At 70.7% G+C, this 9,592-nt stretch carries 8 protein-coding genes; 7 read left to right on the top strand and 1 reads right to left on the bottom strand.

The features are described 5' to 3' along the window. Positions 1–131: 131 nt before the first annotated feature. From D581_RS0136065 to D581_RS0136040, 6 genes are all read left to right on the top strand, one after another. Positions 132–314, top strand: coding sequence for a Trm112 family protein (locus tag D581_RS0136065; protein ID WP_003968734.1), 183 nt, complete (start codon positions 132–134; stop codon positions 312–314). Positions 315–483: 169 nt separating this feature from the next. Then, positions 484–1,620, top strand: a complete 1,137-nt coding sequence (locus D581_RS0136060; RefSeq protein WP_018961957.1) for an SIS domain-containing protein — start codon at positions 484–486, stop codon at positions 1,618–1,620. A gap of 332 nt (positions 1,621–1,952) precedes the next feature. Next, positions 1,953–3,128, top strand: a complete 1,176-nt coding sequence (gene manA / locus D581_RS0136055) for a mannose-6-phosphate isomerase, class I (RefSeq protein WP_018961956.1) — start codon at positions 1,953–1,955, stop codon at positions 3,126–3,128. Between the two features lie 87 nt (positions 3,129–3,215). Further along, entirely contained in the window at positions 3,216–4,247 is a 1,032-nt protein-coding gene (locus D581_RS0136050; RefSeq protein ID WP_018961955.1) for a cation diffusion facilitator family transporter, read from the top strand. A gap of 278 nt (positions 4,248–4,525) precedes the next feature. Beyond that, positions 4,526–5,983 carry an adenosylhomocysteinase gene (ahcY, locus tag D581_RS0136045; protein ID WP_018961954.1) on the top strand — a complete coding sequence of 486 codons (1,458 nt, stop codon included), beginning with the start codon at positions 4,526–4,528 and terminating at the stop codon, positions 5,981–5,983. 169 nt (positions 5,984–6,152) lie between these two features. After that, the gene (locus D581_RS0136040; RefSeq protein WP_018961953.1) at positions 6,153–6,821 is read left to right on the top strand and encodes a hypothetical protein; all 669 of its coding nucleotides are present in this window, start codon (positions 6,153–6,155) and stop codon (positions 6,819–6,821) included. Between the two features lie 160 nt (positions 6,822–6,981). Here the strand turns inward: D581_RS0136040 and D581_RS0136035 are convergent, their stop codons facing one another. Next, a complete protein-coding gene (locus D581_RS0136035; RefSeq protein ID WP_018961952.1) occupies positions 6,982–7,977 on the bottom strand; it encodes an RDD family protein in 996 nt (331 codons plus the stop codon). 119 nt (positions 7,978–8,096) lie between these two features. Between D581_RS0136035 and D581_RS0136030 the strand changes: the two genes are divergently transcribed. Continuing rightward, complete coding sequence (locus D581_RS0136030; RefSeq protein ID WP_018961951.1) at positions 8,097–9,104, top strand: stage II sporulation protein M; 1,008 nt, start codon at positions 8,097–8,099, stop codon at positions 9,102–9,104. Positions 9,105–9,592 lie beyond the last annotated feature (488 nt).

Below are 9,592 nucleotides of genomic sequence, written 5' to 3'. Positions count from 1 at the left end.
CCCCCACGGCAGCCACCCTCCCCCAACCCCGTTTCACCCCCGGCCAGGCCGCGCCCCCTCCACCCCAGCGGTAGGCTGACGACGCCTGATCCACGCGGATCGGAACTCGCATGCTCGAAGGGACTCACCCCATGGCGCTCGAAGCCGGCCTCCTGGAGATCCTGGCCTGCCCTGCCTGCCACTCCCCGCTCGACGACCGTTCGGCGGCCGACAGCCCCGAGCTGGTCTGCACGGGCGACGACTGCGGCCTGGCCTACCCGGTCCGGGACGGCATCCCGGTCCTTCTCGTCGACGAGGCGCGCCGCCCCGCCTGACCGCGAGCGACACGCGCACGGGCAGGACGGCGCGGAGGACGTCCCCGGCAGCGCACGACAGCCGGCCGGCCCCACCGTTCGGCACCGCGCCCGCCCCGGAGGCCACACCACCGCGCCCGTACCCGTGACCGCAGCCCGCACCCCGCCCGGTGATCGGAGGCCCACCGCCATGCTCGACGAGTCCTTGCTCGACGCCCCGGAAGCCCTGGCCCGAGCCGACCGCCGCGATCTGCTGCGCGGCGCCGCCGAGGCAGGCGCCCGGGTCCGTACCGCCGCCCGGCACGCCGCCGAGGCCGGCATCGGCGGCCTGAACCCGGAGGGCCGGCCGCGGGCCGTCCTCGTCGCGGGCCCCGGCACCGCCGCCTCCGGGGTCGCCGACCTGATCGGCGCACTGGCGGGCGCGGCCGCCCCCGTCGTACGCATCCACCCCACGGGTGTGGCCCCCGCCCCCGGCGCCCTCCGCTGGGCGCTGCCCGGCTGGGCCGGATCCGTGGACCTGCTCCTCATCGCGACCGCCGACGGTTCCGAACCGGGCCTCGCCCTGCTCGCCGAGCAGGCCTACCGACGCGGCTGCACCGTCGTCGCCGTCGCCCCCACCCGCTCGCCGCTGCGCGAGGCGGTCGACGGGGTGCACGGCCTGGTCGTCCCGATGGCCGCCGCCCCGTACGGCGAGTACGACGCGGAGACCTCCGCCGCCGGCCCCGGCACACTGTGGGCCCTGCTCACCCCCCTGCTGGCCCTCCTGGACCGGGTCGGCCTGGTGACCGCGCCTCCCGAGGACCTGCAGAAGGTGGCGGACCGCCTGGACCGCACCGCGGAACGCTGCGGCCCGGCCATCGCCACGTACAGCAACCCGGCCAAGACACTCGCCGCCGAGCTCGCCGACAGCCTGCCGCTGCTGTGGACGGAGGGCGACGCCGCGGGCCCGGTAGGACGCCGCTTCGCCGCCGTACTGTCCGAGCTCGCCGGCCGCCCCGCCCTGACGGCGGAACTGCCCGAGGCGCTGCCCTCGCACGGCACGCTCCTCACCGGGGACTTCGCGGCGGGCGCGGACCCCGACGACTTCTTCCGCGACCGGGTCGACGAGGGCGAGACGCTGAGGGCCCGGGTCGTCCTGCTCCGGGACCGCCCGACGGGAGGCCTCAGCGCCTACCCCGCGGCCCGGGAGCTGGCACTCGGCCACGACACTCCCGTGAGCGAGCTGGAGCCGGAGGAGGGCAGCGCGCTGGAGGCCGTGGCCGAACTGCTCGCGATCACCGACTTCGCAGCGGTCTACCTGTCACTGGCCTCAGCCCCCCAGCCCTGACAGAAACACCCGGACACCGGAACACCACGCACAAGGGCCGCGACCCCCAGAGCCCCCAGGGAAACGGCCCCCTCACAGGAAGCCCAGGAAGCCCAAGGCGACCAGGAAGCCCAAGGCGACCAGGGCGACCAGGGAAGCCCAGGAAACCCAGGGAGCCAGGAAGGCCAGGAATCCCAGGGAGAGCAGGGAACCCCCTCAGCCCCCCGGGACCGTGTCACCCCCCGGCCACCTCCACGACTCCAGGACCTCACGTAACACTGATACCCCTGGTGCCACACCCACCCCACCCCACCCCACACCCACCCCACCCCACCCCACCCGAGGACGACTCCATGGACCGGCTGTCCAACACCGTGCGCCCCTACGCCTGGGGGTCCACCACGGCCATTCCCGCCCTGCTCGGCATCGCCCCCACCGGCGAACCACAGGCCGAGATGTGGATGGGAGCCCACCCCGGAGCACCCTCGCGCATCACCCGCACCACCGCGTCCGGTGAGACGGAGCTGGCCCTCACCGAGGCCATCGACGCCGACCCGGAGGGAGAGCTCGGCGCGCCGACGGTCACCCGGTTCGGCCCCCGCCTCCCGTTCCTCCTGAAACTCCTCGCCGCCGGCGCCCCCCTCTCCGTCCAGGTCCACCCGAACCTGGAGCAGGCCCGCGAGGGCTACGCCGACGAAGAGGCCCGGGGCGTCCCGATCGACGCCCCGCACCGCACGTACAAGGACGCGAACCACAAGCCCGAACTCATCTGCGCCCTCACCCCCTTCGCCGGACTGTGCGGCTTCCGCAGCCCCACCGAGGCTGCGGACGCGATGGAGGCGCTGGGAGTCGACTCCCTCAAGCCGTACGTTGACCTCCTCCGCGCCCACCCCGAGGAAGCGGCCCTCCGCGAGGTGCTCACAGCGATCCTCGGCGCGGAGCCGGCGGAGATGGCCGAGACCGTGGCGGAGGCGGCGGCCGCCGCCGAACGCCTCGGCGGCGCCCACGCCCCGTACGCCCGCATCGCCCACTACTTCCCCGGCGACCCCGGGGTCCTGGCCGCGATGCTGCTGAACTACGTGCGACTCCAGCCCGGAGAAGCCCTGTTCCTCGGCGCGGGCGTCCCGCACGCCTATCTCGACGGCCTCGGCGTCGAGATCATGGCCAACTCGGACAACGTGCTGCGCTGCGGCCTGACCCCCAAGCACATCGACGTCCCCGAACTCCTGCGGATCGTCCGGTTCGAGGCCACCGAGCCCGGCGTGCTGCGCCCGGAGGCTGCCCCGTCGGGCGAGGAGCTCTACGAGACCCCCGCCGACGAGTTCGCCCTGTCCCGCTACACCCTCGCCCCAGGGGCGGCCCCCACCGGACTGACCGCCCCCACGCCCCAGATCCTGCTCTGCACGGCGGGCTCGGTCACCGTCGGCGAACTCGCCCTCACACCGGGGGAGTCCGCGTACGTTCCGGCCGACGAGACTGTCGTGGCGACGGGACCGGGAACACTCTTCCGGGCAACCGTGGCGGCCTGACCCACGGACCGTCCCGACGGCTGCAACAATGTGCCGCCTCACCGCGGCGGCACCTGCCGCGCACCGACGAAGGGACACCACGCACTCATGAGCGCGTCAGGCGGAACCAAGGCGATCGTGGCGGCGCTCGTCGCCAACCTCTCGATCGCCGTGGCCAAATTCGTAGCGTTCCTCTTCAGTGGTTCCTCGTCGATGCTCGCGGAGAGCGTCCACTCGCTCGCCGACTCGGGCAATCAGGGACTCCTGCTGCTCGGCGGCAAGAAGGCGAAACGCGAAGCCACTCCTCAGCACCCCTTCGGGTACGGGCGCGAGCGCTACATCTACGCGTTCCTCGTCTCCATCGTCCTCTTCTCGGTCGGTGGCATGTTCGCGGTCTACGAGGGCTACGAGAAGATCAAGGACCCGCACGAGATCGAGGCCTGGTACTGGCCGGTCGGGGTCCTGGTCTTCGCGATCATCGCGGAGATCTTCTCCTTCCGTACGGCGATCCGTGAGTCCAACCAGACGCGCGGCGACCGCTCCTGGACCGAATTCGTCCGCCATTCCAAGGCGCCCGAACTCCCGGTCGTCCTCCTGGAAGACCTCGGCGCGCTCGTCGGCCTGATCCTGGCGCTCGCGGGCGTCGGCCTCGCCCTCGGCACCGGCAACGGCGTCTGGGACGGCATCGGCACCCTCTGCATCGGCATCCTGCTGATCCTCATCGCGATCGTCCTCGCCGTCGAGACGAAGTCCCTCCTGCTCGGCGAGTCCGCCGGCATCAAGGACGTCGAGAGGATCAAGGAGGCCGTGGTGGACGGCGACACCGTCACCCGCATCATCCACATGCGCACCCTCCACCTCGGCCCCGAGGAACTGCTGGTCGCCGCCAAGATCGCGGTCCGGCACGACGAGACCGCGACCGAGGTCGCCGACGCCATCAACGCCGCCGAGATCCGCATCCGGGCGGCGTGCCCGATCGCCCGGGTGATCTACCTGGAGCCGGACATCTACAACGCGCAGGCCGCGGTGACCGGAACCAACCCGGGCAAGGCCACCGAGGCCCCGGAAACGGGACCCGAGGCCCCGGAAACGGGACCCGAGCCGGGCGACGGCCCGGCCTCGAAGGATTCCGGCCACTGACCCACCGCGCATCGGCCCCGATCGGCCCGGTGACCCCTCACACACGTTCTTCTCCACGAACGGGCTGGGGCTCACTGGGCCGTTCGGTGTAGATTCGGATACGGATAACAGACGTCGCTGCTGATGGCGGTCGACCGGCTGGCGGAAGCGAGCCGGGCGAGGGACAGAGGGCCTCCGACGGACTGCACTGCGAACCCCCGGGCATTCGTGTGCCCGCCGCGCCGCAGAGTCAGCCCAGAGAAAGCCCACCCTCGACCCATCACGAGGAGCAGCCCGTTATGACGACGGCCACCAACCGCCAGGACTTCAAGGTCGCCGACCTCTCCCTCGCCCCCTTCGGGCGTAAGGAGATCACGCTCGCCGAGCACGAGATGCCCGGCCTGATGTCGATCCGTAAGGAGTTCGCCGCCGCTCAGCCGCTGGCCGGCGCCCGGATCACCGGTTCGCTGCACATGACCGTGCAGACCGCCGTGCTCATCGAGACCCTCGTCGCCCTGGGCGCCGATGTCCGCTGGGCCTCCTGCAACATCTTCTCCACCCAGGACCACGCCGCCGCGGCCATCGCGGTCGGTCCGAACGGCACTCCGGAAGCCCCTGCGGGCGTCCCGGTCTTCGCCTGGAAGGGCGAGACGCTGGAGGAGTACTGGTGGTGCACGGAGCAGGCCCTGACCTGGCCGAACACCCCGACCGGCGGCCCGAACATGATCCTGGACGACGGTGGTGACGCCACCCTCCTCGTCCACAAGGGTGTGGAGTTCGAGAAGGCCGGCGCCGCCCCGGACCCGTCGACCGCGGACAGCGAGGAGTTCGCCCACATCCTCACCCTGCTGAACCGCACGCTCGGCGAGGCCCCGCAGAAGTGGACCCAGCTCGCGTCCGAGATCCGCGGTGTCACCGAGGAGACGACGACGGGTGTGCACCGCCTGTACGAGATGCACCGTGACGGTTCCCTCCTGTTCCCCGCGATCAACGTGAACGACGCGGTGACCAAGTCGAAGTTCGACAACAAGTACGGCTGCCGCCACTCCCTCATCGACGGCATCAACCGCGCCACCGACGTCCTGATCGGCGGCAAGACCGCAGTCGTCCTCGGCTACGGCGATGTGGGCAAGGGCTGCGCGGAGTCCCTGCGCGGCCAGGGCGCCCGGGTGATCATCACGGAGATCGACCCGATCTGCGCGCTGCAGGCGGCCATGGACGGCTACCAGGTCGCCACGCTGGACGATGTCGTGGAGCAGGGGGACATCTTCGTCACCACGACGGGCAACAAGGACATCATCATGGCCAAGGACATGGCCCGGATGAAGCACCAGGCGATCGTCGGGAACATCGGCCACTTCGACAACGAGATCGACATGGCCGGCCTCGCGAAGATCGACGGCATCGTCAAGGACGAGGTCAAGCCCCAGGTCCACACCTGGACGTTCCCCGACGGCAAGGTCCTCATCGTCCTGTCCGAGGGCCGCCTCCTCAACCTGGGCAACGCGACCGGGCACCCGTCCTTCGTGATGTCCAACAGCTTCGCCGACCAGACCCTCGCGCAGATCGAGCTGTTCACGAAGCCCGAGGAGTACCCCACCGACGTGTACGTGCTGCCCAAGCACCTGGACGAGAAGGTCGCCCGACTCCACCTCGACGCCCTGGGCGTCAGGCTCACGACGCTGCGCCCCGAGCAGGCGGCGTACATCGGCGTCCAGGTGGAGGGCCCGTACAAGCCCGACCACTACCGCTACTGATCCCTCCGCGGTAGCTGATCCACCCTCGGCGTTCGGGAGGCCGGCCTCCCGAACGCCGAGCGGCGTCGCAGCCCGCAGCAGCAGATCCGAGCGCAGGCCCCCGCACCCCCGTGCCGGGGGCCTGCTCCCGTTACCGCCCCCGCACGACCCGAGGAACCCGAAGGACCCCATGCCCCGCGGCAGGTATTCGCTCCACGACCTTCACGATCACACCCCCCTCGGCGAAGAACACTTCCACTGCGCCCCCGGCCCCTCCGGCTGGCGCTACGTCTCCCAGACCACATCCCCCACCGGAGACCACCTCGGCTCCATCGACCTCGCCCTGGACGAGCTGGGCCGGCCCATCCGGATCGAACTCCATGCCGCGAGCTGGCAGGTGCGAGGAGCAGCCCTGGAAGGGGTCACCTGGGTCCGGACCGACCCGACCGGCAGCCACGCCACCGAAGGCAATGTCCGCGCCCACACCTTCGCCGGCACGTCCCCCGCGTTCCTCATCGCCATGACCCGTCTCCTGCGTCTCACCCCCGCTTCCCCCACGACCCGCGTCCGCGTGGTCACCTTCACGGACCCGGTGCTCGCCCCCAGGACCGTCGACCAGTCCTGGGCCTTGGTGAACAGTGAAGCGCACACCACTGACAACGGCCCCCTGATCGTGGACGAATACCAGGTCAGCGCCCTGGACACCGGAGAGCAGCACACCATCCACGTCGCCGGCGACGTGGTCCTCGCGGCACCCGGCGTCGAACTCGAACACCTGGAGACGCCTCCGTCTCCCCGCCCTTCCGGCACGCCGGACGCCCAGGACCTGCCGCCCGGATCCGGGCCGGACACCGCCTGAGGGCTGTCCCGCGCTTTCCGGCAGGCGCCCGATGCCGGCTACGGCACCTCGCCGCGTTGTCGGAACGTCCCCATACATCCCGTATGCGGATGCCCCTCCGCCTTGCGATGCACCGCATCCGACGCCGCGCGACGATCCGCCGGGAATTGTGGGACAGCCCTCAGCCGGGCGGGGCGAACCCGCCCGAGGGAGCACTCCCGCGTCGCTGCTCGTGACCACCGGCGGCACCGCCCCCCGCCCCGGTACCGGCCCCGGCAGACACCGGCCCCCGGAAACTCCCGCCAGCCCCGCCAGCCCTGCCAGGCGTACCCGACCCAACAGACCCGGTGAGCCCGGGCGCTGCCGGCCCGGACGGTACAGGCCCGGGCGCTACCGGCCCGGACGGTGCCGGCCCCTCGGCGCGAGGCCCGGCGAACACGCGCCGCGCATCCCGGGACTGCCGCTCATGGACCACCGCGGCCAGGAACGCGGCCGCGGGAACACCCTGGGGCGCGGCGGCCCCCGTCAGGGCGACCAGTTCACCGGCCAGCCGTTCCGCGATGGAACGCCCCACGCCGGGATCCAGCTGCCGCATCCGCGTCAGGTACTGCCGTATCCCCAGCCAGAGTTCGTCGGGTACGGCCGACAGATCCAGCTGCGCGAACCGGCCGACCAGCCAGGGCGGGGGAGGCGGCACGGAGACGGACCGGCCCGTGGCCGCGACCCGCTCCCGGATCACCAGCGTCCCGGCGAACACGTCACCGATCCTGCGACCTCGCGCCGACACCAGGGACGCGATCGAGGCCAGGGCGCCGAAGGTCATGAGGATCTCGACGAGCCCCATGGCCCCCCGCACGAGCGCGTGCCGGAACCGGATCGGCCCACCATCGTCCCGCACCACCCGCAGCCCGCAGGCGAGCTTCCCCAGGGACCGACCATGACTCAGCGTCTCCACCGCGACCGGCCCACCGATCAGGACCAGCAGGAAAGAGGCGACCCCGATCGCCGCGACCGCTGCCTCGTCCAACGAGGCGGAAGCGATGCCCAGAATGATCGATATCAGGATGAAGGCGACGAATGTCACCGCCAGATCGATCGCCGAGGCCAGCGCCCGGCTCGGCAGCCGTGCGGGCCTCAACCCCAGAACGACCGCATCCCCGGTAACCAGCTCACTCATCGGGCCCCACCCTTCGCCGACCTTCTCTGCCCCAGCCGGGCACAGTCTGCCAAGCTGACCGCCAGCGCGCCGCAGTAGTACGAACCCGTACGCACCCATGCCTGGAGCAACAGACGCCCATGGACCTCGACGTCTTCGTCACCGCCCACCGCACGGAGTGGGACCGCCTCGAACACCTCCTGCGCCGGGGGCGCCGCCTCACCGGCGCGGAAGCGGACGAACTCGTCGTCCTCTACCAGCGCACGGCGACCCACCTCTCGCTGGTCCAGTCGAGCAGCCCCGATCCCCTCCTCACCGGACGTCTCACCCAGCTCGTGGCCCGCGCCCGGTCGACGGTGACCGGCACCCGCAAGGCGTCCTGGCGGGACGCGGCCCGGTTCCTCACTGCGGGGTTCCCCGCCGCGGTCTACCGCTCGCGCCACTGGTGGATTCCCACAGCGGTGCTCTCGACAGTGGTGGCGGCTCTGCTGGGCTTGTGGATCGGCACCCACCCCGAGGTTCAGGCCGCGATCGCCGCACCGGAGGACCTCCGTGCGATGACCCGACCGGGCGGGGAGTACGAGACCTACTACTCCAGCCACCCGGCTGCGTCGTTCGCGGCACAGGTATGGACGAACAACGCGCAGGCTGCGGCCCTGTGCCTGATCCTCGGGGCGTTCCTCGGCATACCGGTGATCTGGATCCTCTTCCTCAACATGCTCAACCTCGGCGTCGGCCTGGGCCTCATGTCCTCCGCGGGCCGTCTCGACGTCTTCCTCGGCCTGGTGCTTCCCCACGGCCTGCTCGAACTGACCGCGGTGTTCGTTGCCGCCGGCACAGGGCTACGCCTCGGCTGGACCGTGATCGACCCCGGTCCCCTGTCACGCCGCGCCGCCCTCGCTCAGCAGGGCCGCGCCGCCCTGGGCATGGCAATCGGACTGGCCCTGGTCCTGTTCGTCTCCGGGCTCATCGAGGGCTTCGTGACCCCGTCCGGTCTCCCGACCTGGGCCCGGATCACCATCGGCATCGCCGCTGAGCTGGCCTTTCTCGCGTACGTCTACATCCTCGGCGGCCGCGCGGCCCGCGCCGGCGACACAGGCGACCTCACTGAGGTCGAACGCAGCGCCGAACTTCCCACCGCAGCCTGACAGCCGATGTGCTTTCACCCCTGCTGACCTGCTAGTGTCCTCCTCGCCCACAAAACCGTTGACACGGCAGATGTGGGGAGGTAGATTTGAACGGTTGCCTCGGACTGGACAAGTTCGAGTTGAGCGCGTAGCTTCTATCTCGCTCGTGCAGGAGCGTTTGTTAGCTCCGCCGGGCCAAATGATTCTCCTTTATCGAAGCCATCGGATCGTTCGTTTAGCTCCGTAAGTTTCTGATAAAGTCGGATCCACCGAAAGCCAAGGCCACTCCGCAGGCCATCAGAACATCGAATTCGGACCGGAAACGGAACGAAAAAGAGTCTGGTAAAGTCGGACTCGCCGGAAAGGGAGAACGCGAAAGCGGAGGACCTGGAAAGCGAGATGTGAGACCCGCTTCGACCGGGAATCGGACACGAAAGAGTCTGATAGAGTCGGAAACGCAAGACAGCAAGACAAAGAAGTAAACGAAGGGAAGCGCCCGGAGGGCCCCG

The sequence above is a fragment of the Streptomyces sp. CNB091 genome, assembly GCF_000377965.1.
Note: the sequence above shows the minus strand (reverse complement) of the source record. Positions and strands in the feature narration are given on the sequence as shown.

Excerpts from the sequence above, each read along its gene's own strand:
- D581_RS0136050 (WP_018961955.1), top strand. The coding sequence starts at position 3,216 with ATGAGCGCGTCAGGCGGAACCAAGGCGATCGTGGCGGCGCTCGTCGCC.
- ahcY (WP_018961954.1), top strand. The coding sequence starts at position 4,526 with ATGACGACGGCCACCAACCGCCAGGACTTCAAGGTCGCCGACCTCTCC.
- manA (WP_018961956.1), top strand. The coding sequence starts at position 1,953 with ATGGACCGGCTGTCCAACACCGTGCGCCCCTACGCCTGGGGGTCCACC.
- D581_RS0136060 (WP_018961957.1), top strand. The coding sequence starts at position 484 with ATGCTCGACGAGTCCTTGCTCGACGCCCCGGAAGCCCTGGCCCGAGCC.
- D581_RS0136040 (WP_018961953.1), top strand. The coding sequence starts at position 6,153 with ATGCCCCGCGGCAGGTATTCGCTCCACGACCTTCACGATCACACCCCC.
- D581_RS0136035 (WP_018961952.1), bottom strand. The coding sequence starts at position 7,977 with ATGAGTGAGCTGGTTACCGGGGATGCGGTCGTTCTGGGGTTGAGGCCC.
- D581_RS0136065 (WP_003968734.1), top strand. The coding sequence starts at position 132 with ATGGCGCTCGAAGCCGGCCTCCTGGAGATCCTGGCCTGCCCTGCCTGC.
- D581_RS0136030 (WP_018961951.1), top strand. The coding sequence starts at position 8,097 with ATGGACCTCGACGTCTTCGTCACCGCCCACCGCACGGAGTGGGACCGC.